This window comes from Pigmentiphaga sp. CHJ604 (genome assembly GCF_036972535.1).
In the GTDB taxonomy this organism is placed as follows: domain Bacteria; phylum Pseudomonadota; class Gammaproteobacteria; order Burkholderiales; family Burkholderiaceae_B; genus Pigmentiphaga; species Pigmentiphaga daeguensis.
The window spans coordinates 3984249-4007716 of the sequence record NZ_CP136998.1 but is presented as its reverse complement, the minus strand read 5'-3'; the positions used below and the strand labels follow the sequence as shown (position 1 = coordinate 4007716).

Here is a 23468-nt window from a genome sequence, read left to right as displayed (position 1 = left end):
GGATTACAGCGAAACGCGCGGCCGCAGCCAGCGATATCCGTAGCCTCGCAGTCGCAACCGTACCGGGTGGCCCGATGGGGCGTCGTAGGGGCCGTCGGCCATGACGTCCGTCATGTGCTGGCAGTCGGCGTCGTGCAGGGTGAACTGCACCTCCTCCGGCCCGAGGTTGGCCAGCGTCAGGACCGCCACGCCGTCGAGTTCGTGCCGCAGCGCCAGCACCTGGGGACATTCGATGGAGGCAGGGCGGCAGTGGCCGGCGCCTATTTCCCGCATGCCCAGGCGGGCGCGGATCATCTTGCCGGTACGGGTCAGCAGCGAGTCCTCGTCCAGCGATTGCGCGTAGACATTGACGTGCCGGTAGCCGTAGGGGCCCGAGTCGATCAGCGGCACCGCCAGCCGCTCGGGGCGCGCGGCGGAAAAGCCGGCACCGGGTTCGTCCGACCATTGCATGGCGGTGCGCACCGCCAGCCGCTCGGGCAGCGACAGGTCGTCGCCCATGCCGATCTCCTCGCCATAGCGCAGGATGGGCGTGCCCGGCAGCGAGAACAGCAGCGCGTGCACCAGCGCCAGCCGCCGCTTGTCGCCGCCCAGCATGGGGGGAAGCCGCCGCCGGATGCCGCGATGATAGATGCGCATGTCGGGATCGGGGGCGAAGCAGTCCATGACTTCCCGCCGTTCGTCCTCGCTCAGGCGTTCCAGGTCCAGTTCATCGTGATTGCGCAGCCAGAGCGCGTATTGCGCGCCTTCGGGCGGGACGGGCTGTCCGGCCAGGGCTCGCACCAGCGGCTCGGCCTTCCCGCGCGCCAGTGCCAGGTAGAGGTAATTGTTGAGCCAGAAATTGAGCACCAGCGTCAGCCGGTCGCCCCGGCCGAAGTAGTCGACGTACTGCCGGGGAGGCACGTCCACTTCTCCCAGCAGCACGGCATCGGCCCGCCGCCGGGAGACGAAGCGGCGCATGTCGTCCAGCAGCCAGAAGCCGTCGTCGGCGGGGTCGGGCGAGCGGGCGCTGTCTATCATGTGCGAGGCGGCGTCCACGCGGAAGCCCGAGACGCCAAGCCGCAGCCAGAAATCCATGATCCGCTCGACTTCGTGCCGCACGTCGGGATTGCCGAGGTCGAGGTCCGGTTCGTGCGAATAGAAGATGTGCTTGTAGTACTGGCCCGCCTGTTCGTCCCAGGTCCAGACGCTGTCCTCGACGGTGGGGAAGATGGGTTTCTCTTCGGTGGGCTCGGGGGTATCGGCCCAGACGTAGTAGCCGCGATAGCGCGACGTCCGGTCCCGGCGGGCAGCCTGGAACCAGGGGTGGCGGTCGGACGTGTGGTGCACCACCAGGTCGATGATCACGCGCAGTCCCAGCTCCTCGGCCTTGGCCATCAGGGCGACGAAGTCGGGTAGCGCGCCGAAGCGCGGGTCGACCGCCAGATGGTCGATGACGTCGTAGCCGCCGTCGCGGAACGGCGAGGCATAGAAGGGGGTCAGCCACAGGCAGGTCACGCCCAGGCCGCGCAGGTACTCCAGCCGCTCCGAGATGCCTTCGAGGTCGCCACGGCCATCGCCGTTGGCGTCGCGGAACAGGCTGGGATCGACCTGGTAGATGATGGCGTTTCGATACCAGAGCGGCATCATGTCTCAGCTCCCGGTTCCAGCACCACGGCGTGTTCGCCCGCCAACTCCCCGCGAAAGCGCGAGCCCGGCGCCTGGCCGTCGCTGCACAGCGCGATGCGCCAGTCCCCCGGGGGATGGAAGCGCCTCGGCTGTGCGGCGAAGTTCACGCAGACCAGGCGGACGTCGTCGCCCCGGCGGCGCCGGAATGCCAGGACCTCCGGCGGGGAGTCGATTTCTTCCCAGTCGCCCAGCCGCAGTGCGGGGCTGGCCTTGCGCACCGCCAGCGCCTGCCGGTAAAGATGGAGAATGGAGCCGGGGTCGGCCCATTGCCGTTGCGCCGAGTGCGACGCGGGGTCGGGCGGGAAGGGCAGCCACGGAGGAGCGCCTTCCCAGCCATGGGGCGGCGCCGCCGTCCAGGGGATGGGCGCGCGGCAGCCGTCCCTGCCGCCCGGGTCGACCTGCCGCTGCGGATCGACGAGGGCGTCTTCCAGGCCAAGTTCCTCGCCCTGGAACAGGAATGGAGTGCCGCGCAGCGACAGCAGCAGAATCGCCGCCGCGCGCGCCCGGCGCAGCGAGCCGCCGTAGCGGCTGCGATGGCGGACGTTGTCATGGTTGGACAGCACCCAGGTCGGCCAGGCATCGGCCGGCCGCAGCAGGGCATCGACCTCGCGGATGCAGGTACGGAAGACGACCGGATCCCAGGGCGCATCCAGCGGCGGGAAGTTGAACGACATGTGCAGTTCGTCCCCGGCACCGTAGTACTGGACGACGCTGGCGGTCGAGCGGATGTTCACCTCGCCGACCAGGATGCGCTCGCCGGGATAGCTGTCCACCAGCCGCCGTATGCCGCGCAGCACCTCGTGGCTGTAGGGCTGGTCGTTGAAATCCGCCAGCGGCTCGCCGGCCAGGCAGCGTGGATGGTCGGCGAAGGTCGGATCCTTGCCGGTGCAATGGGCCACGTCTATGCGAAAGCCATCGACGCCGCGGTCCAGCCAGAAGCGCAGCACCCCGTGCATGGCTTCCACCACTTCGGGATTGCGCCAATTCAGGTCGGGCTGCTGGGGCAGGAAGAAATGCAGGTAGTACTGGCCGCTTTTCTCGTCCCAGGTCCAGGCGCTGCCCGCGCCCAGCGCCGCCCGCCAGTCGTTCGGTTCGTCGCGCCAGATGTACCAGTCGCGCCGCGGGCTGGCCCGTGACGAGCGGGAGTCCAGAAACCAGGGATGCTGGTCGGAGGTATGGTTGGGCACGAAATCGAGCAGCAGGCGCAGGCCCCGCGCGTGGGCTTCGTCGATCAGCCGCTGCGCATCGCCCAGCGTGCCGAACAAGGGATCGATGTCGCAGTAGTCGCTGATGTCGTAGCCGGCATCCGCCATGGGCGAGCGGAATATCGGCGACACCCATACCGCGTCGGCGCCCAGGTCGCGGACGTGGTCCAGGTGGGCAAGCATGCCGGGAATGTCTCCCACGCCGTCGCCGTTGGCATCGGCGAACGAACGGGGATATATCTGGTACACGACTGCATTTTTCCACCAGGCTTCATCGGAGCGCGTGCCATTCATGCGGTTTGCCGGCCTTGTCCTTGTCGGGGCGAGTGGTCCAGCAAGTGATATTCCCAAGGGAAATCCGGAAGGCAGGTGGGTACCCTAGGCGGGCGGCGGTTGAACTTTCTCCGCCGTGGCATTGCCTCATGGGTGTACCGTCTGCAGGAGACTTCTATGTCAGAAGGCGCAGGAGAGCACTACAAGGGTTATTACATCCGTACCGTTGCGCGCGCGGTCAATCATCCCCGGGAAGGCATGACGTCGCTGTTCGAGGGTGTCGCCACGATATCGCTGGACCCGGGATCGCAATACCACCCCGTTCCTCCCGACCAGCACCTGGGCGACGACCAGGTGTTCGGCACCGAATTCGAAGCCCATCGATATGCCGAAAAGGCCGCCAGGCGCTACATCGACAAGCTCGAAAAAGGAAAGTAGCGCCACGGCCGCTGCCTGCGGCTTCTTCCGGCTCGTTCCATGGACGCGCCGGCCAGGGCTGGGCCCTGGCCGGCCACGACGCCTCGTCTGATCGTATTGCCTCTCATTGGCCGGATTTCTGTTGCTGACCGGGCTTTTGCTGCTGGCCGGTCTGCGACCGCTGCTGTTGTTGCTGTTGCTGCTGCTGGCCCTGTCCGCGCTGCTGGCCCTGCTGCATGTCGGGGTGTGGCGAGGACGTCCCCTTCTGTCCTTGCTGGTTGCCCGTCTGCTGCTGGCTTTGCTGCGGATTCTGGCTACGCTGGCCGGCCTGTGTCTGTTGGCCGGAGGACGGTTGCTTCTGCTGATTCATGGGCCTACTCCTTGATTATGGATGCGGGGTGGCGGAATGCCCGCCGGCGGTGGGTTCGATACACCGCCCCGGTTTAACCGCAATTCCTGTTCCGCGTTGGAAGGTCCGCGGCAAGGATTATGGGAGAGGCGCTTGCATGTAATTATTGGGTGCTGCGCTTGTAATTTTTTCTCGTGCGCAAATGCACGCCGCCATTTTTGTTGTAGGTATTTACCTCATTCGGGAAAACGATAGGTTTGGGGGATTGATTTCGTGAAATCTAAGCGTTAACCCTGGCAAATTTAGTTGATTTTGTCCACTTTGTTGCCGATGTGCCGCGCTATTCCTAGGAATCCGCCACGAGAGGGGTATATCCCCGCATTTAAGCAGGGATATATGGGCAAAGAAAAAATTCATATAAACGCCACATGCCCGGCAATATGCTTGTATCCGAAGGAAACGAAAACGAGTTGACTAAGCCGACGATGCCCCGCATAGTCATTTTCGAGGTGTCAGGCTAGGGTTCTACTCGGTTGGGTCGGCAAGTCGGCTTTCCATTTGGGCACGCCCCCGTTCTTGATTCCGGTTAAGTGATTATCGCGGTACGCACATATTCAAAGAAGGAAATGCATCATGGCGACAGGCATCGTTAAATGGTTCAACGACGACAAGGGGTACGGGTTCATCATGCCGGATGATGGGGGGAAGGACTTGTTCGCCCACTTTTCGGAAATCCAGGCCGAAGGCCGCAAGACGCTGTACGAAAACCAGAAGGTGAGCTTCGAGGCCGTGCAGGGTCCGAAGGGCCCCCAGGCTTCCAAGATCCGGGTCCTGTAAGCCGTCTTCCCTGGCCAGCCAGACGAAACGCCCCTGCCATGCAGGGGCGTTTTGTTTATGCTGCCGAAGCCGCGGCGGTTGACGGACCATGGCGCGCGGGCAATAAAAAATCCCCGAAGGCGCTGGCCTGGGGATCGATGCCGCGCCTTGGCGCGCGGGGTACCTGCTGGTACTGAATGCGGGTGGGGTGGCTGATGGGACTCGAACCCACGACAACCGGAATCACAATCCGGGACTCTACCAACTGAGCTACAGCCACCACTTGAAACGCTGCGCTGATCGAGGCCGATCAAGCGAGACCGCTATTCTAGCGAATTTCTGGCGATTACGCGAATCGCCCAGGCCGCTAGCGTTCCAGCCGGACTTCGAAGTAGGCGGAGTCGGTTTCGCCCAAGGCCGAGAAGCCTTCCTGGGCCGCCTTGACGGCCGCGCGCTGCCAGCGCAGCGCCAGCGAGCGTTCCTCTTCCGAGATGTCGTCCGCAGATTCCTCGGCCCAACTCCAGGCCTTGTAGGCGGCGGCGAGGCCTTCGATGCCGCCCAGTGCCTTTTCCAGCGTGCGGGCGTAGCGGCGTTCGGCCTGGAGCCGGAGTTCCTCGGGCAGTTGGGGGTAGTCTTGCAAGGTGACGGTATACATGGTTCTCGCACACGTTACTGTATGTATGTACAGTATCCGCTGAAAATCGTGGCGAAATCAAGAGGTCCGCGCAGGGGCCGTCGTGGCCGTCATGGGAACGGGGGTTGCTCGCCCAGGGTACGCCGCACCCGCGGCATTTTTTTCAGGAGAGCAACCATGCAGATCGCAGAAATCATGACCCGCGACGTCGCCTTTTTGTCCGCCGATGAACCCATCCAGCGCGCAGCGCAATTGATGGCCGACCTGGACATCGGCTCGGTGCCCGTATGCGACGGCCGCCGCCTGGTGGGCGTCGTGACCGACCGGGACATCGCGGTGCGTTGCATCGCGGCCGGCGCGCCGGTATCGACACGGGTCAGGGAGGCCATGACGCCGCACGTGAGCTGGTGCTATGCGGACGAGGACGCCGAGACGGTCAAGGCCAAGATGCGGGATGAACAGATACGCCGCCTGCCTATCCTGGGATCGAACAACGAACTGGTGGGCGTGGTCTCGCTGGGGGACCTGGCCACGCGGGCGGGAGGGACGGACGATACGCTGGCGGGAATCTCCGAGCCCGCGCGTGCGACGGGGGAGTTGTTTCGCTAGGAACGAGCAGGGGAAGCCCCGGCCGGACGGCCGGGGCGGGGAGTCACGAGCTTCCGGGGCTCGTCTGTACCGCATCCTCCTTTGAAGGGCTTTGAGCCTGGGCCTGCGCTTCCGCCGCGCGGCGCCGCCTGTGAGCGTGGCTCAAGGCTCCCGCGGCTCGGGCTTCTTCCGAATTGAATTCGTGCGCATTGCCAGACTGGTGGGCGGCGCGTCCCCCTTCGGCGGAAATGGCCCGCTGTTTCTGTGGGTCCATGGCGGCAAAGCCTCGAGGGCGCTTGGGGCTCGTAAGCGTAGGCATGAGGTTCTCCAAGATTAGGGAATGGTTCGGCTGACGAGACCGCGAGGTCGCAAGCCTCGTGCCAGCTTGGCGGGGCAGCGCAGGAGGCCCGTGGCGGGCCGGGGCGGGGGAGGCACGGCGCAGGTTCGCAGGATTTACATGTGGCGCTGGAGTTTTATGCATGCGGCCATCGGGGCCGGCGTGACGGGCGCGCCCGGGTACGCCACGTGCTGGAGCGTGGCATCGGAATGCCGGAGAGCCGCATGCGGACCATCGAAGACATCGCGCGCGAGATGCGTGAGCGCAAGCTGCTGCTTGCCACGGCCGAATCCTGCACGGCGGGGCTGATCGCCGCGATGCTGGCCGACGTGGAGGGGGCCGGTGCGCTGCTCGATTGCGCCTTCGTGGTGTATTCGCCCGATGCCAAGCGGCATGCCCTGGGGGTGCCCGAACGTATCCTGCGGACGTACAACCTGACCAGCGAGCACGTGGCGCGGGCCATGGGCAGGGGCGCGCTGGCGCGCAGCCGGGCCAACGTGGCGATCGCCAACACGGGCGTGGCCGATGGCGGGGGCGATGGGGTGGCCGCCGGTACCCAGTGCTACGCGTGGGTGTTCCGGGGAGGGGAAGGGAAGATCGCGGTGTACAGCGAAACGCGCCGTTTTCCGGGGGGGCGCAACGCCGTCCGGGAACGGGCGGCCCGCCACGCGCTGGAGCGCCTGCCCTACTATGCGGACCTCGCGGCGCGCACCTGAGGTGGCGCGGCCGCCGTGGCGCCGGTCAGTGCTGTCCGGTCGTATCGGATCCGGTTTCCTCGGTCTGGCAAAGCGTGGCGATGACGTTCTGCCAGCCTTTCTTGAACGAGGGGTGCGCTTCGTTCAGTGTGGGTTCCACCTGTTGCGCGATGGCCTGCATCACTTGGCGCAACTGCTCGGCATTCGGATGGGCCGAAATCAGCATGCTTACGACGTTCTGCAAGGCGGTGAGTTGTCCCTTCATGAATTCAGGGTCGGTCACGATGGCTCCTTTTGCGGCATGTTCTGGGGAATTTGCAAGGCTCGGGTCGAGTCCAACCGGCATGTTAACGGTTCCCCGATCCGGGTGTTTCAACAAGGGTTTTCGCCAACCTCGGGATAGGTAGATATCCCAGTATGGTGGCGCTGACATCGAGGCCCGGTTGGTCTACGATGGGCGCACGCTGGAGGGCCGTATTCATGGCAACAATGGTGATTGATCGTAAGAAGCTGGTGTGTTTTGTCGTAGCGGCCACTGACCCGGCCGGCGAACCGCGTTGGTGTGCGCTCAACGAAGACCGCGAGTGGCTGACCAACCTGGGCGCCGAACCCGCGGCCGCGGCCGAAAAGGCCGGCGTCTATTGCTGCAACCCCAGCCCCGAAGTGCGGCGTGCCGCCGCCGAAGCCCTAGGGGTCGACCCCGGTGCCGAGTTTGTCGTCCATCGACTGTTCCAATCGTCGGACAGCGACGAGTGCGCCGAGGTCATCTCCCGCAAGGTGGTGCGACTGCACTGACCCGCTCAGGCATGCCGGTTGGCCGCCCGGGTGCGGGCGGCCTTCTTGGCGGCCGCCGAGCGTCCGGCCGCGCCCTTGGTGCGTGCCGCTTTCTTGGCAGCGGCCGACCTGTCCGCCGCGCTGCGGCGCTTGGCTGCCGTCTTGGCGTGAGCGGCCAGGGCGCTCTTCGACGCCCCCGACTTGCCTTCCCGTTTCAGCGCGGTCTTGGTCGCCCGTGAGCGCGTGGCCGACTTCTTGTGCGGCGTTTCGTCGCCCTTGCGCACGTCCTGTTCGGCCTTGGCGCGGGTCTTTGCGCTGGCGCGGCCGGGCTTGGGCGCGGGCAGGTCCACGCCGGAGCGGCGGGCTTCCGACAGGCCGATGGCGATGGCCTGCTTGGTCGACCGCACGCCGTGCCGACCTTCGCGCACGTGATGGATCTGTTCCTTGACGAATTCGCCGGCCTGGGTCGATGCGGATTTGCCCTGGCGCTTGTCCTGCTTCGCTTTCTCGATCGTCTTGCGTTCAGGCATGATGGCTCTCCTTGCGGAAAGCCTTCGGGCAGCAACCCCCGTGCCTACGGAGCCCGCCTGGGGGCCATGCCCGGCCTGTGCGAGCCTCCTTTTAGCGGGAACAGGCCCTAGCCCATGCGGCCCGGCGCTCCCGTCAACACGCATCCGGCCACGGTGGGCGTGCCGTTTTCCAGCGTGGCCCGCTCGCATTCCAGGTAGACCTTGAAACCGCGCGGCAGCGTGTCCAGCGCCACCTGCTCCGGACAGTCGCGCCCGCCGTCGCAGGCGGGGTCGGACTTCAGCAGGACCCGCACCGGATGGGCCGGGTCGGCCGCCTTCAGATCGAGTTGCAGTTCGCCGGTGCCGACGATGTGGACCTTCTGCAGCCGTCCCGTCACGATGAAGGGGCCCTTGCTGTATTTTTCCAGGGCGCGCGGATCCCGGGCGGCGAAGTCGACGTAGACCAGTTCGGCGTCGTAGCGAGGCGGTCCGTCGGCCGTGGCCGACGGCACGGCGGAGGGCAGGGGGTCCGGAGGGGACTTGGAGCAGGCGTGCAGGGTGACCAGCGCAAGGACGAGAAGCGACAAGCGGCGATACATGAAATGTCCTGTGGACGGGAAATGAGGCGTTTCCCGGAAGGCGCTCGTCCGCGTCGGGACGGCCTTAGGGCGTAGTGTAAACGGTCGCGCGTGCCGCCGGCTTGCCGGGCGGGCTGGCCATGGGAGTGCCCGCCGGTGCCGCGTCGGCCCTGGCGCGGCCGGCGGGCAGCACCGGCGCGACCTCGGGGCGGACTTCCGTCAGACTGTTCTGCAGCATGTAGTCGTTCATTTCCTTCCAGCCGGTGAAGATCGCGGCCTTGGACATGTGCGGATTGAACGTGTAGCAGTCTTCCAGCGCGCGGCCGGCCTGGCGGCAGGCCCCGCCGATGGCGCGCCCCTCGGAGTCCTTCCTGGCCTCGATCTGCGAGACGGGCTGCAGGCCCAGGTAGTCGCAGCCGGCCGCCGCCAGCAGGACCCACGCGGCCAGCAGCCGGCATCCTGCGCGCAGCGCGCGGCGGGTCGGCGGGGGGGCGAAAGGACGGGAAAGGAAGGTTCGCGGGCTCATGGAATCTCTTATCGGACGCAGGCCGGCGGAACTGTAGGGCGAACTCAATTTGCCCGCCTCGATGCCGATAAACGGGGGATGACCGGCCATATTCCCTCCCATCTTCCTCCAGACGGCTCGCCCGGCGACCTGACCGCCGAGGACCTGGATGCCCTGGCCCGCTCGCCGCTGTTCGCCGGCTGCACGCCGGACCAGCGCGACCGGGTCCGGGAGTTCGCCTTCGCCACCCACCTCGCCCACGGCGCGATCCTGTTGCAGCCGGGCGAGCCCAATCACCATGTCTATGTGCTGGTGGAAGGGCAACTGGCCGCCTTCCTGGACGCCGACCTGCAGAAGCGGGTGGCGCGCTTCGTTCCCGGCGACGGCCTGGGCGAGCATGCGCTGGTCGGTCCCGAAGGCGGTACCGTGTACGTGGCCGCGCAGTGGCCCGCCCGGCTGGTGGCGCTGGAGGCAACGCGGCTGCGCGCGGTGATGGAAACGGTGCCGCGCATCGCGCTGAACGCGCTGGACATGCTGAGCGCGCGGCTGCGGGCGGCCAATCTGCGCCACGATCCGCGCGAGGCTTCTGCCGGCATCGACTTCATGGCCAGTCACGATGCCGTCACCGGGCTCTACAACCGTCGATGGATGGCCACGGCCTACCCCGCCGAGATGGCACGCGCCGAGCGCGATGGCGAACCCCTGTGCCTGGCGCTGATCGACATCGACCGTTTCGACCGCCTGAACCAGGCGTTGGGCCGCGCCGCGGGCGATGCTATCCTGCGCCAGTTGGCCGATCTGACAAGGAATCTGCTGCCCTCGCTCGACATGCTGGCGCGGGTGGCCGGCGACCGCTTCGCCGTGCTGGTTCCGGCTTCGCTGGCGGAAACGCTCGCCATGTGCGAACGCCTGCGCCTGCACGTCGGCGGACGCCAGTTCGCGCTGCGGGGCAGCCTGGGCACGCAGATCACCCTGTCGGCCGGCGTGGTCCGGGCACAGGGGGATTTCGAGGCGACGTTTTCCAGGGCGCAGGCGGCACTGGAGCGCGCCAAGGAACGGGGCCGAAACACGGTCGAACCTCCGCCGGGCTGAATCGTTTCTTCGTCAACCGCCGTGTCCCCAAGGAGGGTTCCATGGACAGCCCGGGTACCGAATTCGACAGTCTCCTGCCGCCGCTCAGCCTGAACCGGCGCGGCTTCCTCACCACCACGCTGGCCGGCGGTTTCACGTTGGCCGCGGGGCCGGTCATGGCGCAGACGGCAATCCGCACCGGCACGGACGGACTGGTCGCGGGCGAGGTCAGGATTCCCGTGCGCGGCGGCGAGATCCCCGCCTACCGGGCGGCGCCGGCTGGCAAGAAGAATGCGCCGGTGGTGCTCGTGGTGCAGGAAATCTTCGGTGTGCATGAATACATCCGCGACGTCTGCCGCCGCTGGGCCAAGGCCGGCTACCTGGCGGTCGCGCCCGAGCTGTACGCGCGCCAGGGCGATCCGTCCAAGTACACCGAGATCGCCAGGTTGTCCGCCGAAGTGGTCAGCAAGGTGCCCGACGACCAGGTCCTGGCCGATCTCGACGCCACCGCGCGCTGGGCCGCCACGCATGGCGGCAGCCGTACGCGGCTGGGCGTGACCGGTTTCTGCTGGGGCGGCCGCATCGTCTGGCTGTATGCCGCCCACAATCCGGCGGTGAAGGCCGGCGTGGCCTGGTACGGAAAGCTCGTCGGCGATCCCACGGCCTTGCAGCCGCTCAATCCCGTCGACATCGCCGCGCAGGTGAAGGCACCGGTGCTGGGCCTGTATGGAGGCCAGGATGCGGGCATTCCGCCGACTTCCATCAATGCCATGAAGGATGCCCTGGCCAAGGGCGGTCCGGCCGCTCGCGAGTCGAGTTTCGTGCTGTTCCGCGACGCGCCCCACGGATTCCACGCCGATTACCGGCCAAGTTACCGCGAGGCCGATGCCAAGGAAGGATGGCGGCTGGCCCAGGACTGGTTCGCGCGGCATCTGTGAACGCGTTTCCCCCGATACCCGGGCCGGCCGCGGACCACCCGCCGCTGTGGCTGGTCCTGGATGCCTGCGTGCTGATGTCCAGCATCCTGCGGCCGTTGTTGCTGGACCTGGCCCAGATCGGCTGGTTCCGGCCGGTCTGGAGCGAGCGCATCGGGCAGGAGTGGCGGCGCAACGCGGCCCGGATCTGGGAGGTCGAGCCGGCGGTGCTGGAAGAAGAATGGGCGTCCATGGGGCGCCGCTTTCCCGAGGCGAACGCCGGCGATGTCTCGGCCTACGAGGTGGGCCTGCACTACAGCGATCCGAAAGACCGGCACGTGGTCGCGGCGGGGCTGGCGAGCCGTGCCCGGAGCGCCCGGCTCGTGCGCCCCGAGGTGTGCGTGCTGACCTGGAACCTGAAGGATTTCAATCGCTCGGAACTGCGCCGCCTGGATGTGTCCGTCAGGGATCCGGACCGGCAATTGGCGGCCTGGGTGGACCAGGACAGGGTTTCCTTGGCGGCCGCGCTGCGGCGCCTGCCGGAGTATGCCCGGACCTTGGGCCGGGACGAGTCTCCGGCCGCCATCCTGAGGCGCGAACGCCTGTTCCGCACCGCGCGGCTGCTGGCTGACGACATCGATTCGTAAAACTCCGGAAGTTACGTATACTTCTGTTTCTGCAACTGAGTTTCACGAGCATCCCGTGACCCTAACCTTCATCCTGCTCGCCACCCTGGCGAGCGGAGTCCTGTCGGTGGTCGTCGCCGGCTGGCTGGCCTTCCGGTATTTCGCCCGCTTTCTTCACCAGATGATCAGCTTTTCGGTCGGCGTCATGCTGTCGGTGGCGCTGCTCCACACGCTGCCCGAGGCTTTCGATTCCGAGGCCGACACGCGCGTGCTGTTCGCGCTGCTGCTGGCGGGGTTGCTGGGTTTCTTCATGCTCGAGAAGCTGGCGGTGCTGCGCCACAACCACCACCACGAGCACGACGGGCACGGGCATCCTCCCGGGCACGATGCCCACGAGGCCGGACGCGGCGGGATGGCCGTGCTGGTGGGCGACGGGCTGCACAATTTCTGCGACGGCATCGTCATCGCCGCCGCCTTCCTGGCCGATCCCATGCTGGGGGTGCTGACCACGCTGACCATCGCCGCGCACGAGATTCCGCAGGAGCTGGGCGATTTCATCGTGCTGGTCAACGCCGGTTTCACGCGCAAGAAAGCCTTGCTGTTCAACGTGCTGTCGAGCATGACCGCCATCGCCGGCGGATTGGTCGGCTACTACCTGCTGGCCGATTCCCGGCAATGGGTCCCCTACGTGCTGACGCTTGCGGCCAGCAGTTTCCTATATATCGCGGTGGCGGACCTGATGCCGCAGATGCAGCGCCGCACCACAGTGCGCGAGAGCCTGCCGCAATTCGTGCTGATCGCGGCCGGCGTACTGGCGATCTATGCCGTCAACTCGGTGTTCCACCGCCATGCCCACGGGCCGGAGCACGGGCAGGCCGCTCCGGCGGTCACCGCGGCCGATCCCGTTTCTCCGCCCCCGCCGTCCGCCCACTGAGGTTCATTCCGGCGTGCCGGCGGTCTCGGGGGTGCCGGTTGCAATGGGGCCGGTGCCTGACGCGCTCAGGACCTCGGGCGCGGCATAGGCGGCCGATGCCACGAGATGGCTGTTGATGCGGCGCAGGTCGCGCAGCACGTCCAGGTGCAGGGCGCTGGTTTCCGTGGTGTCGATCCGGCCGCTGCGCAGGCGTTCGAAATGGGTTTGCGTTGCCTGGCCTTCCATGCCGCGGAAGGTCTCCTTCTCGGCGGCCAGCAGCCGCGCGGCGCGGGCGTCGGCCGTCACGAACAGCGAGGCGGCCAGGCGCAGGTTCGCCTCCAATCGTCCATGCATGTCGTCGAGCTCGCGCCGCCCCTCGGGCGAGAAGGCAAGTCCCCGCTTGGTCAGCTTGCTGATGTCGTTGAGCAGGTTCTTGTCCACGACGTCGCCGGCATGTTCCAGGTTGATGATGAAGGTCAGGATCTCGTCGGCCCGGCGCCGGTCTTCGCGCGTCAGTTCGTCGGGGTCCAGGCCCGCGACGTAGGTCTTGATCGCGCCGTTCAGGCGATCGAGCACGTCGTCCAGGCGCCGCGCCTCGGCGATGCGCTTGCGATCGCCCGTGGCAAGCGCCTGGCGCGAGTGGTGCAGCATGGTCTGCAGGGTGTCCGCCATGCGCAGCGCTTCCCGCGCCGCGTTGCCCAGCGCGACCACGGGCAGGTCGCGCGCGGCGGCGTCCAGGTACCGGGGCTGCCCCGGGTCGGCGGCGGGGTTGGACGGCAGCCACCGGCGCAGCAGCGCGGCGTAAGGGGTGAGCAGCGGCAGGAATAGGACTGCCAGCGCCAGGTTGAAGACCGTGTGGAAGTTGGCCACGGCGCGCGCGTTGTCGCCCGCCAGCTGGGTCATCCAGGGATGGATGTGGTGCAGCATGGCCAGGCCGATCAGCACCCCCACCACGCGGTTCAGCAGGTTGCCCAGCGGCAGCCGGCGGGCCTGGGGGTCGTCCTTGGCGGAGCCTTCCAGCAGCGGGTTGATGGCCGTGCCCAGGTTGGCGCCCAGCACCAGCGCGAAGGCGACGTCCACCGGCAGGAGCCGCTGGGCCGAGAAGGACATGACCAGCACCACGATGGCCACGCTGGAGTGCGCGGCCCAGGCCAGCACGGCGGCCAGCAGGATCGCCATCCCGGGCTGGCCCGACAGCGCCTTCAAGGCCGAGCGCAAGGCGGGCAGGTCGCGATAGGGTTCGAGCTGCGCAAGCAGCAGGTGCAGGGACAGCAGCAGCAGGCCCAGGCCGATGAAGACCCGTCCCAGGTCGCGCACGTGCGTGGCGTTGCCGCGGCGGAACATGGCCACGCCTATCAGCACCAGGATGGGAGCGATGCGGGAGATGTCGAACGACAGCACCTGCACGATGAGGGTGGTGCCGACGTTGGCGCCCAGCATGGCGGCCAGCGCGGGCACCAGGCCCACCAGGCCGTTGGCGGCGAAACCCGCCACGATCAGGCCGGTGGCCGTGCTGCTTTGCAGGATGGCCGTCACGCCAAGTCCGGCGAAGAAGGCGTATATGCGATTGCCCAGCGCCACGCCCAGCGTGGTGCGCAGGCGCGGACCGAAGGCCCGCTGGATGCCGGTCTGCACCATGTGCACGCCCCACAGCAGCAGGGCGACGAAACCGGCGATGTCGAAGAGCGTGAGATAGGCGTTCATGACGTTCAACGGCCGTCCGCGGGCCGGTGCACGTCGTGCGTGACGAACGGATGTTCGGCGCTGGGTACCTCGAGCCAGGACGGATGTTCAAGTGTACGGCGTATGTCGGCCAGGCCTCCGGTCCATCGTTCTTCCATGCCCAGCCGGCCGAACTGGTAGTCCTTGTACGGCGCTTCGCATTTCTCGCCGCGGTAGATCAGGTGCAGCACGTTGATGCGTCGGTCGCTGGCCAGTTCGCGCGCCCGCTTCATCCAGGGCTCGCGGCCGTGCCCGGCCGGCACGTGCTTGAGCAGTTCGCGCAGCAGGCCGCGGTATTCCTGCACTTCGCGCATGTAGTCGGTCACCAGGCGCGTGCGGCTGGAATACTGGATGTCCTTCTGGCGGATGGGCACTTCGCTCAGGTTGCCGGGTACCTGGCCGTGCGCGCTCCAGAGGTCGACCTGGAAGACCAGCGAATAGCGGCGCGGACTCGATTGCAGGATCTGGTAGAGCGGCGTGTTCGAGACGACGCCGCCGTCCCAGTAGTATTCGCCGTCGATCTCGACCGGCGCGAATCCGGGGGGCAGGGCGGCCGAAGCCATGATGTGGTCGGCCGTCAGCACCCGGGTGGTGTTGTCGAAATAGGCGAAGTTGCCGGTCCGCACGTTGACGGCGCCCACCGATATGCGGGTGCCGCCATGATTGAGCCGGTCGAAATCGACGAATTCTTCCAGCGTGCGCTTGAGCGGCGTGCTGTCGTAGACGCTGGCGGTGCCCGGGTCGTGCTGCGCGGGCCATGACGGCACCGGCCGCGGCACGAAGAAGCCGTTCTGTCCTTCCAGGACGGCGCGCCAGGCTTCCCAGGCGCTGAGCGCCGCGCCGGCCGGACCGGGAAGATGGGCGAGCGCATCGCGCAACGCGTCCACCGGCGTGGGCGGCAGCAGCGGCGGACGGCAGATGTGGTCCCAGAACCGCTGCAATTGTTCGACCCGCCGCTCGGGCGCGTTGCCGGCAATGATGGCGGCGTTGATCGCGCCGATCGAAATGCCGGCTATCCAGTCCGGATGCAGGCCGGCCTCGGCCAGGCCTTCATAGACGCCGCCCTGGTAGGAGCCCAGCGCGCCGCCGCCCTGCAGGACGAGCGCGACGGTGTCGTAGCCGAGTTCGCCGCGCCGCGATTGGATGGAACGAGTCATTTCAGTCACCCATGGCGCACGTAGCGGATGTCTCCGGACCCAGGGCACCGCGGATCCGGCTCCGCCGGTCCGCCAGTGCCGCCCGACGGGGGCCGGCGCCGGGCCGTCCCAAGGCGGGCCCCGGCTCCCTCGGGGGGCTGCCACGCAGCGGCTGGGGGCTCACCATGCTGGGCGCGCGTAAGCGCGTAGGGGGGGCTCCCATCTCTAGTGCATATACCAGCCGTGGCTGACGACGAACGATTGTCCGGTGAAGGCGGCCGTGGGGAAGGTCGCCAGGAACAGGACGGTTTGCGCGACGTCCTGCAGGGTGGTGAACTCGCCGTCCACGGTGTTGCCCAGCATGACCTTCTTGACCACTTCCTCTTCCGGGATGCCGAGCTCGCGGGCTTGCTCGGGAATCTGCTTTTCCACCAGCGGCGTGCGCACGAAGCCGGGGCAGACCACGTGCGAGCGCACGTTGTGCTTGGCGCCTTCCTTGGCCAGCACGCGGGCGAGGCCGAGCAGGCCGTGCTTGGCGGTGACGTAGGCCGACTTCAGCGGCGAGGCTTCGTGCGAATGCACCGATCCCGTGTAGATGACGATGCCGCCGCGATCGTCGCGGTACATGTGCTTGAGGGCCGCCTTGGTGGTCAGGAAGGCGCCGTCGACGTGGATGGCCATGACCTTCTTCCAGTCGGCGTACGCGAACTGGTCGATGGGGTTGACGACCTGGATGCCGGCGTTGGACACGAGGATGTCCACGCTGCCGAAGGTGTCGACCACCTGTTGGGTGCCGCGTTCGACAGCCGCCTCGTCGGTCACGTCGAAGTCCACCGCCATCGCCTGGCAGCCCTTGAGCCTGAGTTCGTCGGCCACCGCCTGGGCGGCCGTCAGGTTGATGTCCGCGATGGCGACGGCGGCGCCCGCGGCGGCCAGCGTGTCGGCGATTTCCTTGCCGATGCCGCTGGCGGCGCCGGTGACGAGAGCGACTTTTCCTTGGAGCTGCATGTTGATCCCTTGGTATGCGCGTGGGTGGGAAGCGGTCAGGCCATCAGCGCCGAGGCCAGCAACTGGTAGCTGCGGACCCGGTATTCGTGGCTGTGGATCTGGGAGTTGATCATGACCTCGTCGGCCTGCGTGGCACGGGCCAGCGCGCCGATCGAGCCGGCCAGCGCCTCGGGCGTGCCGATGTGGATGCGGGTGCGGTTGTACTGGCGCAGCGCCTCTTCGTCGGGCTGATAGACGTAGGCCAGCGCTTCCTCGACGCTGGGCAGCGGGGTGCGGGTGCGGCCGCTGCGCGTGCGCATCATGCTGAGGTCGGCGGTGGAGGCCAGGCGCTCGGCTTCGTCGGCGGTGGGCGCGCAGACGGCCGACACCGCCAGGATGGCGCGCGGCTCGTGGCCGAACGGCGAGGCGCGGAATTCCTCGCGATAAAGCCGCATCGCCGCATGGGCGTTCTCGGGGACGATATGGTGCGCGTAGGCGAAGCCGAAGCCGTTGGCGGCGGCCACGCGCGCGCCGAACAGGCTCGAGCCCAGTATCCAGATGGGCGGGCACGGCACCCCCACCGGCGTGGCGCGCACCCGCGCATGGGGATGGTCGGACGGCATGACGTCCTTCAGGTAGCCGACCAGGTCGGCCAGTTGCTGCGGGAATTCATCGGCATCGGCGTGGCCCCGGCGCAGCGCGCTGGCGGTTACCGGATCGGTGCCCGGCGCGCGCCCCAGGCCCAGGTCGATCCGGCCCGGGAACATCGCCTCCAGCACGCGGAACGTCTCGGCCACCTTCAGCGGACTGTGATTGGGCAGCATGATGCCGCCCGATCCCACGCGCAGCCGGGTGGTGGCGCCGGCGATCCGGCAGATCAGCAGTTCCGGCGCGGAGCACGCCAGCATGCCCGTGTTGTGGTGTTCCGCCAGCCAGTAGCGGTGGTAGCCCGCGGCCTCGGCCTGGCGCGCGAGGTCCACGCTGTTGGACAGGGCGTCGGTGGGCGTGTAGCCGGCGGGAATGGGGCTCAGGTCGAGGACGGACAGCTTCAGGGACATGGGAAGGGAGGACGGCCGTTAACGCATCAAGTGTGAACCCGACGGCGTTTTGCTGCAACCCAGCATGGCCGGCGGGGCGAGGGCGGCGCGGCCGGCGACGGACTCAGGCCCGCCGCGCCAGCACCAGCGTGCGCCAGGTCGAGACCAGGCCCGCCGCCGCGATCAGCATCATGCCGGCCCAGCCCAGCATGTCGGGATGGTCGTCCCAGAACACGTAGCCGAGCAGGACCGAGAACGGGATGGTGCTGTACTGGAGCACCGACGACAGGGCGGCCGACCCGCGGCTGAAGGCGCGCGTCATCGCGAACTGGCCCAGCAGCCCGCTGATGCCGACGCCCAGCAGCGTGAACCAGCCATAGAGCGAGGGCGGCTGCCAGCCGGTGACGGAGGTGGCGATGCCGCCGGTCAGGCAGGACGACAATGCGAAGAACAGCACGATGCGCCATTCGGGTTCGCCGGACTGGCCCAGCGAGCGCACCTGCATCACGGCGATCGCCGTCAGGCTGCCGGCGGCCAGGCCCAGCAGCGCCGCCAGCCATTGCGAATGGTCCAGAGTGGGGCGCAGGATCGCGATCACGCCGATGAAGCCGATGACGACCGCCAGGGTGCGCAGCCGGTCGGTCAGGTCGTGCTGGCGCCAGATCATCCAGCCGGCGATGAACAGCGGCGAGGTGTAGTTCAAGGTGATCGCGGTGGCCAGCGGCAGCCGGCCCATGGCGAAGAACGACAGCCAGATCGACCCGACCCCGGCGACGTTGCGCATGATGTGCAGCCGCCAGGTCGGCGGGATCACGATGCGCCGGGTGGCCCAGGCCCAGGCCAGGATGCCCGCCGCCGTGGGCAGTCCCCGGAACAGGATGATCTGCCCCAGGCTGGCCTGTTCGGAGGCGAATTTCACGAACATGGCCATGATCGCGAACATCAGCGAAGCGAAGAGCATCCAGAGGGCTTGCATGGAGGGCGGGCGGCGATGAGGTGGCCTCGATTGTAGCTTCTGGGGTAAACCCCAGTATTCGCCTTGAAATCATCGTCCCGGCTACCATATAGCCCCAACCGGGAAACGGGTATCGCCCCTCTTGCCGTTCTGCGGCGGCCGGAGGGAACTTCCGATGCCTGTTGCCGTCACATTCGGCGCCGCGCGGGGCGGTTCCCGGTGGCCGAGGGGAAAAACCACCCCCGGACAAGACATCAAAAGGTTTTCGGAGCTTCCTGCCCTCATGAAACGCATCGTGTTATTTCTGGCGACCAACATCGCGGTCATGCTGGTCCTGACGGCGACGCTGAGCATCCTCGGCGTCAACCGTTTCCTGACCGCGAACGGCCTGGACATCCAGGCGCTGGCCATCTTCTCGCTCGTCGTCGGTTTCACCGGCTCCATCATCTCGCTCCTCATGAGCAAGCCGATGGCCAAGTGGAGCACCGGCGCACGGGTCATCGATCCCAACGCGCCCAACGGCGCCGAGGAACAGTGGCTGGTGGACACCGTGCATCAACTGGCCGACCGCGCCGGCATCGGCCGCCCCGAGGTCGCCATCTACGAGGGCGAGCCCAATGCCTTTGCCACCGGCGCCTTCAAGAACGACGCGCTGGTCGCGGTATCCACCGGCCTCTTGCGGGGGATGACCGAGGAAGAAGTCAGCGCGGTGCTGGGGCACGAAGTGGCCCACATCGCCAACGGCGACATGGTGACTCTGACCCTGATCCAGGGCGTGGTCAACACCTTCGTGGTGTTCCTGGCGCGGGTCGTGGGCTACGTGGTCGACCAGATGGTGCTCAAGAACGAACGCAGCGGCGGCATCGGCTACTTCGCCACCGTCATCGTCTGTGAACTCGTGTTCGGCATCCTGGCCTCCATCATCGTCGCCTGGTTCTCGCGCCTGCGCGAATACCGTGCCGACGCCGGCTCGGCCTACCTGCTGGGCTCGCGCGAACCCATGATCCGCGCGCTGGCCCGCCTGGGCGGCATGGAGCCGGGCGACTTGCCCAAGAGCTTCGAGGCGTCCGGCATCGCCGGCGCCGCGAAGGGCTTCGGCGCCCTGTTCGCCTCCCACCCGCCCATCGAGCAGCGCATCCGCGCCCTGATGAACGCAAAAGGGTAGAGGTTAGCCCCCCCTACGCGCTGACGCGCGCCCCCCAGGGGGCGATGCGGGTGGACCGGCGGAGCCGGATCCACCGCATCCTGGGGTACCAAGCGGCTGGCGGGGTCTGGGGTTTTGGCTGGTTGCTGGTTGGAATGAGAAAACGGCTTCGCTTTTTTGGGCGAAGCCGTTTTTTGTCGCGTGCGCGTCAGCGCATGGGGACTTTACCGAGGGTTGTTCTTCACCCGCAGGTCGTTGCGGACGCTTTGGACGCCCTCGACGCCGCGGGCCACTTCCACGGCGCGGGAGGCTTCGGCCTGGGAGTTGACGAAGCCGGAGAGCTGGACGGTGCGGCGGAAGGTTTCGACGTTGACGTCGGCGGCGCTGACGTCCTTGGCCGAGACCAGGGCCGCCTTGACCTTGGCGGTAATGGCGGCGTCGCTGGCATATTCGCCCGCGGATTGATGGGTGCGGGTCGACGTGCAACCGCCCATGACCGTGGCGGTACCGATGATGCCGGCGACGAGCAGGGTACGAACGTTCATGATTTTTCTCCTTGGACGTGAATCATTTTCGGAACAGGCCGCTCAGCAGCGACAGGACCGCAAGCACGATGAAAATGAAGAACAATATCTTCGCGATCGACGCGGCACCGGCGGCAATGCCGCCGAAACCCAGAACCGCCGCGATGATGGCGATGACGAAAAATACGACTGCATAATGCAGCATGCTTTTCTCCCGTCTTTTTTTGCCTATGGCGAAAATCCGGCCGTATATGCATCCAAGCCTGAATTTCGATTTGAAAGTTACGCGCCGCCTCTATGGTTGACAAGGCGGCAGTGTGTGTATTTGTAATGGTGCGCATGCCGCCGGGGTACCGTGTATTTATTACAGATCAGTGGGCATTGCCTTCAAAATCGTCATGACCGGCCTGGGCCCGCCGCGATTGAAAAAAAGAAAAGCGCCCGTGAAGGGCGCTTTGATGGGCAGTCAGACAAAAGTTACGTCTTTACATATCTTCCGGCTCGTCCATGGCCTTCCGATACCATTCATGGAAGTGCTGCATGCCGTCTTCCATGGGGGATTGGTAGGGGCCGGCTTCGTTGGCACCGCGTTCCATTAATGCCTTGCGGCCGGCATCCATGCGTTCGGCAATCTCGTCGTCCTCGACCGCGGTTTCCATATAGGCCGCCTGCTGGGCCTCGACAAAATCGCGTTCGAAATGGACGATTTCCTCGGGATAATAAAACTCGACGATATTGACCGTTTCCTGCGGGCTCTTGGGATAGAGCGTCGACAATACCAGCGTGTGCGGATACAGCTCGATCATGTGGGTCGGGAAATGCGTGACCCAGATCGCCCCGAATTCGGGCGCGCTGCCGTTGCGGTAGGCCAAGAGGGCGTCGTGCCAGCGCTGGTAGACGCCCGAGCCGGGATGCGCCAGCGCATTGTGCACGCCCACCCGCTGCAGGCTGTAGTAGTCGCCGAATTCCCAGCTCAGGTCGTCGCATGTGACGAAGCGGCCCAGGCCGGGGTGGAACGGGCCGACGTGGTAGTCCTCGAGATAGACCTCGATGAACGTCTTCCAGTTGTAGTTGCACTGGTGCACCTGCACCCGGTCCAGGACGTAGTCGCTGAAGTCGAATTCGGGCCTGCCGTCCAGCGCGGCAAGCTCGGCGGCGATCTGGCGGCCGCCGGCGCGGGGCGACTCGAACAGCGAGCCGTTCCATTCCTGCAGCGGGAAACGCTGCAGGTCCAGGCCCGGCGTTTCGCTGAACAGCGGGGCGCCGATCAGCTTGCCGCGGGCATCGTAGGTCCAGCGGTGCAGCGGGCAGACGATGTTGCCCGGGCGCCCCAGGTTGCCGCTGCAATGCGCGGCCTGCCGTTCGCCGCCGGCCGGGTGCTTGCCCAGCATCAGCGCCTGCCGGTGACGGCATACGTTGGACAGCAGTTCGACGCCGGTCTGGTTGCGCACCAGCACCCGGCCGTCGTTTTCCTGTATCAGGGTACGGTAGTCCCCGACTTCGGGGACGCCTTTCTGGTGCCCCACATAAATCGGGGCCTGGCCAAAGATGTTCTGCATTTCGCGCGCGAAGCGCGCTTCATCGAAATAGGCACTGACTGGGAGCTGCGCTCGGCTCGCCGCCACGTGTGCCACGCGACCGATATCGGTCATGACTTCCCTCCGCGAGAGTTGTGAAGCCAGTCCCCCTCGCTGCGAAACCACCCCTTACGCGACCTGGAGCGGTGTTTGGACTTCGCAGATGGTGCTGGCGCGAAGAAAATGATCTGCCCGATCAAGCCCGCTATTGTACCCCGGACGGCCGTAGAAGTCCCCGCCGCCGCGCCGGCCCGACCCGGCCGGTGGCGGGGGCGGTATCCCGTCATCCCGTACAATTCCGGGTTCGATGCCGTGACGAGATCCAGGAGGCTTGATTGGCCGACAAATTCGTGAATGTCCACCCTGCGCAGGGCGACGCCCCCGAGCAGGCCCTGCCTCAGGACTTCGAGGCCGCGCTGGGCGAGCTCGAGGCGCTGGTGGCGATGATGGAGGATGGTTCCATGCCGCTGGAGTCCTCGCTGGCCGCCTATCGCCGCGGCGTCGACCTCGTGCGGGTCTGCCAGGACAGGCTGGCGCGCGCCGAGCAGCAGGTCAAGGTCCTCGAGGGAGAATTGCTGCGCCCGTTCGAAGAGGCCGGGGACTGACTTGATGGCTGGCAGTCGCGAAGATTTTTCCGTCTGGATGGCGGCGTGCGGGGTGCGCGCCGAACAGGCGCTTGCGCGTTTGTTGCCTGCCCAGGATACCGATCCGCGCGCGTTGCACGACGCCATGCGCTATGCGGTGCTGGGCGGCGGCAAGCGCGTACGCCCCATGTTGACCTATGCCGCGGGCGAGGCCTGCGCGGCATCCGGCGCCGGGAGCGACGCGGCGCTGGACGCCGCCGCTGCCGCGGTCGAGCTGATCCATGCCTATTCGCTGGTGCATGACGACATGCCGTGCATGGACGACGATGTCCTGCGCCGCGGCCGCCCGACCGTGCACGTGGAATTCGGCCAGGCCACGGCGCTGCTGGTGGGGGACGCCCTGCAGGCCCTGGCCTTCGAGGCCCTGGCGGGCATGCCGATTGCCCCCGGCCTGACCGTGCAGGCGGTGCAGGTGCTCGCGGCGGCGGCCGGCAGCCTGGGAATGGCTGGCGGCCAGGCCATCGACCTGGCCAGCGTCGGCAAGCCTCTCGACCGGAACGAACTGGAGGCCATGCATCGGCTCAAGACCGGTGCGCTGCTGCGTGCCAGCGCCGCGCTGGGCGGCATCGTGGCGGGGGCGAGTTCGGTCCAGCGCGCGGCGCTCGACGGCTACGCGCAAGCCGTGGGACTGGCGTTCCAGGTGGTCGACGACATCCTCGACGTCACCGCCGACTCGGCCAGCCTGGGCAAGACCGCCGGCAAGGACGCGGCCGCCGACAAGCCCACCTATGTATCCATACTGGGCCTGGACGAGGCCCGGACCCTGGCGGAGCAACTGCGCCAAGCCGCGCACGAGGCCATCGCTCCGCTGGGCGCGGGCGGTGCGCGCCTGGCCGCGCTGGCCGATTTCATCGTGCTGCGCGATCGCTGAAC

Annotated in this window: 29 protein-coding genes and 1 tRNA gene; 12 read left to right on the top strand and 18 right to left on the bottom strand. The window is 67.0% G+C overall.

The window, feature by feature from the left end; all coding sequences use genetic code 11:
* Window positions 1-3: 3 nt before the first annotated feature.
* Together R4823_RS19335 and R4823_RS19330 are read right to left on the bottom strand one after the other, a co-directional pair.
* Entirely contained in the window at window positions 4-1626 is a 1623-nt protein-coding gene (locus R4823_RS19335; RefSeq protein WP_132979340.1) for an alpha-amylase family protein, read from the bottom strand.
* The gene (locus R4823_RS19330; protein WP_243724432.1) at window positions 1623-3119 is read right to left on the bottom strand and encodes an alpha-amylase family glycosyl hydrolase; all 1497 of its coding nucleotides are present in this window, start codon (window positions 3117-3119) and stop codon (window positions 1623-1625) included. Before R4823_RS19330 ends, R4823_RS19335 begins: the two co-directional genes overlap by 4 nt.
* 201 nt (window positions 3120-3320) lie before the next feature.
* Between R4823_RS19330 and R4823_RS19325 the strand changes: the two genes are divergently transcribed.
* On the top strand, window positions 3321-3581 hold the full coding sequence (locus R4823_RS19325) for a hypothetical protein (RefSeq protein WP_087839683.1): 261 nt from the start codon (window positions 3321-3323) through the stop codon (window positions 3579-3581).
* Window positions 3582-3684: 103 nt separating this feature from the next.
* Here the strand turns inward: R4823_RS19325 and R4823_RS19320 are convergent, their stop codons facing one another.
* Window positions 3685-3930 (bottom strand): hypothetical protein, encoded by a 246-nt coding sequence (locus R4823_RS19320; RefSeq protein WP_087839682.1) that lies wholly within the window; start codon window positions 3928-3930, stop codon window positions 3685-3687.
* A 612-nt stretch (window positions 3931-4542) separates the two neighbouring features.
* Here R4823_RS19320 and R4823_RS19315 point away from each other — a divergent pair.
* Entirely contained in the window at window positions 4543-4746 is a 204-nt protein-coding gene (locus R4823_RS19315) for a cold-shock protein (RefSeq protein ID WP_087780849.1), read from the top strand.
* Window positions 4747-4929: 183 nt separating this feature from the next.
* Here the strand turns inward: R4823_RS19315 and R4823_RS19310 are convergent.
* Window positions 4930-5005: transfer RNA gene (locus R4823_RS19310), tRNA-His, on the bottom strand.
* 87 nt (window positions 5006-5092) lie between these two features.
* Window positions 5093-5380 carry a hypothetical protein gene (locus tag R4823_RS19305; RefSeq protein ID WP_087839681.1) on the bottom strand — a complete coding sequence of 96 codons (288 nt, stop codon included), beginning with the start codon at window positions 5378-5380 and terminating at the stop codon, window positions 5093-5095.
* A gap of 156 nt (window positions 5381-5536) precedes the next feature.
* Here R4823_RS19305 and R4823_RS19300 point away from each other — a divergent pair, with 156 nt between their 5' ends.
* A complete protein-coding gene (locus R4823_RS19300) occupies window positions 5537-5968 on the top strand; it encodes a CBS domain-containing protein (RefSeq protein ID WP_165963080.1) in 432 nt (143 codons plus the stop codon).
* A 43-nt stretch (window positions 5969-6011) separates the two neighbouring features.
* Here R4823_RS19300 and R4823_RS19295 read toward each other — a convergent pair whose 3' ends face one another.
* The gene (locus tag R4823_RS19295) at window positions 6012-6266 is read right to left on the bottom strand and encodes a KGG domain-containing protein (protein WP_087839679.1); all 255 of its coding nucleotides are present in this window, start codon (window positions 6264-6266) and stop codon (window positions 6012-6014) included.
* Window positions 6267-6508: 242 nt separating this feature from the next.
* On the opposite strand from R4823_RS19295, the gene R4823_RS19290 reads away from it, so the two are divergent.
* Window positions 6509-7000, top strand: a complete 492-nt coding sequence (locus R4823_RS19290; RefSeq protein WP_087839678.1) for a nicotinamide-nucleotide amidohydrolase family protein — start codon at window positions 6509-6511, stop codon at window positions 6998-7000.
* Window positions 7001-7025: 25 nt separating this feature from the next.
* Here R4823_RS19290 and R4823_RS19285 read toward each other — a convergent pair whose 3' ends face one another.
* Window positions 7026-7262 carry a hypothetical protein gene (locus R4823_RS19285; RefSeq protein WP_087839677.1) on the bottom strand — a complete coding sequence of 79 codons (237 nt, stop codon included), beginning with the start codon at window positions 7260-7262 and terminating at the stop codon, window positions 7026-7028.
* Between the two features lie 197 nt (window positions 7263-7459).
* Here R4823_RS19285 and R4823_RS19280 point away from each other — a divergent pair, with 197 nt between their 5' ends.
* Entirely contained in the window at window positions 7460-7774 is a 315-nt protein-coding gene (locus tag R4823_RS19280) for a hypothetical protein (RefSeq protein ID WP_132979339.1), read from the top strand.
* 5 nt (window positions 7775-7779) lie between these two features.
* On the opposite strand, the gene R4823_RS19275 is transcribed toward R4823_RS19280, so the two are convergent.
* The 3 genes from R4823_RS19275 to R4823_RS19265 all read right to left on the bottom strand — a co-directional run bounded on the left by R4823_RS19275 (window position 7780) and on the right by R4823_RS19265 (window position 9366).
* Window positions 7780-8283: a DUF6496 domain-containing protein gene (locus R4823_RS19275; protein ID WP_087839675.1), complete on the bottom strand. Its 504-nt coding sequence runs from the start codon at window positions 8281-8283 to the stop codon at window positions 7780-7782.
* Between the two features lie 107 nt (window positions 8284-8390).
* Window positions 8391-8861 carry a hypothetical protein gene (locus tag R4823_RS19270; RefSeq protein ID WP_087839674.1) on the bottom strand — a complete coding sequence of 157 codons (471 nt, stop codon included), beginning with the start codon at window positions 8859-8861 and terminating at the stop codon, window positions 8391-8393.
* Between the two features lie 64 nt (window positions 8862-8925).
* Entirely contained in the window at window positions 8926-9366 is a 441-nt protein-coding gene (locus R4823_RS19265; protein ID WP_087839673.1) for a hypothetical protein, read from the bottom strand.
* Window positions 9367-9444: 78 nt separating this feature from the next.
* On the opposite strand from R4823_RS19265, the gene R4823_RS19260 reads away from it, so the two are divergent.
* The 4 genes from R4823_RS19260 to R4823_RS19245 are packed head-to-tail and all read left to right on the top strand — an operon-like array spanning window position 9445 to window position 12890.
* On the top strand, window positions 9445-10437 hold the full coding sequence (locus tag R4823_RS19260) for a GGDEF domain-containing protein (RefSeq protein ID WP_087839672.1): 993 nt from the start codon (window positions 9445-9447) through the stop codon (window positions 10435-10437).
* Between the two features lie 41 nt (window positions 10438-10478).
* Entirely contained in the window at window positions 10479-11354 is an 876-nt protein-coding gene (locus R4823_RS19255; protein ID WP_087839671.1) for a dienelactone hydrolase family protein, read from the top strand.
* Window positions 11351-11977: a PIN domain-containing protein gene (locus R4823_RS19250; RefSeq protein WP_254914622.1), complete on the top strand. Its 627-nt coding sequence runs from the start codon at window positions 11351-11353 to the stop codon at window positions 11975-11977. Before R4823_RS19255 ends, R4823_RS19250 begins: the two co-directional genes overlap by 4 nt.
* A 55-nt stretch (window positions 11978-12032) precedes the next feature.
* Window positions 12033-12890, top strand: a complete 858-nt coding sequence (locus R4823_RS19245) for a ZIP family metal transporter (RefSeq protein ID WP_087839669.1) — start codon at window positions 12033-12035, stop codon at window positions 12888-12890.
* 3 nt (window positions 12891-12893) lie between these two features.
* Here R4823_RS19245 and R4823_RS19240 read toward each other — a convergent pair whose 3' ends face one another.
* From R4823_RS19240 to R4823_RS19220, 5 genes are all read right to left on the bottom strand, one after another.
* Window positions 12894-14573, bottom strand: a complete 1680-nt coding sequence (locus R4823_RS19240; RefSeq protein WP_087839668.1) for a Na/Pi cotransporter family protein — start codon at window positions 14571-14573, stop codon at window positions 12894-12896.
* A 5-nt stretch (window positions 14574-14578) separates the two neighbouring features.
* Window positions 14579-15748 (bottom strand): DUF3734 domain-containing protein, encoded by a 1170-nt coding sequence (locus R4823_RS19235; protein ID WP_087839667.1) that lies wholly within the window; start codon window positions 15746-15748, stop codon window positions 14579-14581.
* Window positions 15749-15952: 204 nt separating this feature from the next.
* The gene (locus R4823_RS19230) at window positions 15953-16735 is read right to left on the bottom strand and encodes a 3-hydroxybutyrate dehydrogenase (RefSeq protein WP_087839666.1); all 783 of its coding nucleotides are present in this window, start codon (window positions 16733-16735) and stop codon (window positions 15953-15955) included.
* A 35-nt stretch (window positions 16736-16770) separates the two neighbouring features.
* On the bottom strand, window positions 16771-17772 hold the full coding sequence (locus R4823_RS19225) for an LLM class flavin-dependent oxidoreductase (RefSeq protein ID WP_087839665.1): 1002 nt from the start codon (window positions 17770-17772) through the stop codon (window positions 16771-16773).
* Between the two features lie 103 nt (window positions 17773-17875).
* Window positions 17876-18727, bottom strand: coding sequence for a DMT family transporter (locus R4823_RS19220; RefSeq protein ID WP_087839664.1), 852 nt, complete (start codon window positions 18725-18727; stop codon window positions 17876-17878).
* Window positions 18728-18989: 262 nt separating this feature from the next.
* Here R4823_RS19220 and htpX point away from each other — a divergent pair, with 262 nt between their 5' ends.
* Window positions 18990-19871 carry a protease HtpX gene (htpX, locus tag R4823_RS19215; RefSeq protein WP_087839663.1) on the top strand — a complete coding sequence of 294 codons (882 nt, stop codon included), beginning with the start codon at window positions 18990-18992 and terminating at the stop codon, window positions 19869-19871.
* Between the two features lie 203 nt (window positions 19872-20074).
* Here the strand turns inward: htpX and R4823_RS19210 are convergent, their stop codons facing one another.
* The 3 genes from R4823_RS19210 to R4823_RS19200 form a co-directional block, all read right to left on the bottom strand.
* Window positions 20075-20344, bottom strand: coding sequence for a BON domain-containing protein (locus R4823_RS19210; protein ID WP_243724461.1), 270 nt, complete (start codon window positions 20342-20344; stop codon window positions 20075-20077).
* Window positions 20345-20417: 73 nt separating this feature from the next.
* Window positions 20418-20579 (bottom strand): DUF1328 domain-containing protein, encoded by a 162-nt coding sequence (locus R4823_RS19205; RefSeq protein WP_087780828.1) that lies wholly within the window; start codon window positions 20577-20579, stop codon window positions 20418-20420.
* 280 nt (window positions 20580-20859) lie between these two features.
* On the bottom strand, window positions 20860-22026 hold the full coding sequence (locus R4823_RS19200) for an aromatic ring-hydroxylating dioxygenase subunit alpha (RefSeq protein ID WP_087839661.1): 1167 nt from the start codon (window positions 22024-22026) through the stop codon (window positions 20860-20862).
* A 275-nt stretch (window positions 22027-22301) separates the two neighbouring features.
* Here R4823_RS19200 and R4823_RS19195 point away from each other — a divergent pair, with 275 nt between their 5' ends.
* Window positions 22302-22556 carry an exodeoxyribonuclease VII small subunit gene (locus R4823_RS19195; RefSeq protein ID WP_087839744.1) on the top strand — a complete coding sequence of 85 codons (255 nt, stop codon included), beginning with the start codon at window positions 22302-22304 and terminating at the stop codon, window positions 22554-22556.
* A gap of 4 nt (window positions 22557-22560) precedes the next feature.
* Window positions 22561-23466 (top strand): polyprenyl synthetase family protein, encoded by a 906-nt coding sequence (locus R4823_RS19190; RefSeq protein ID WP_087839743.1) that lies wholly within the window; start codon window positions 22561-22563, stop codon window positions 23464-23466.
* Window positions 23467-23468: the final 2 nt, after the last annotated feature.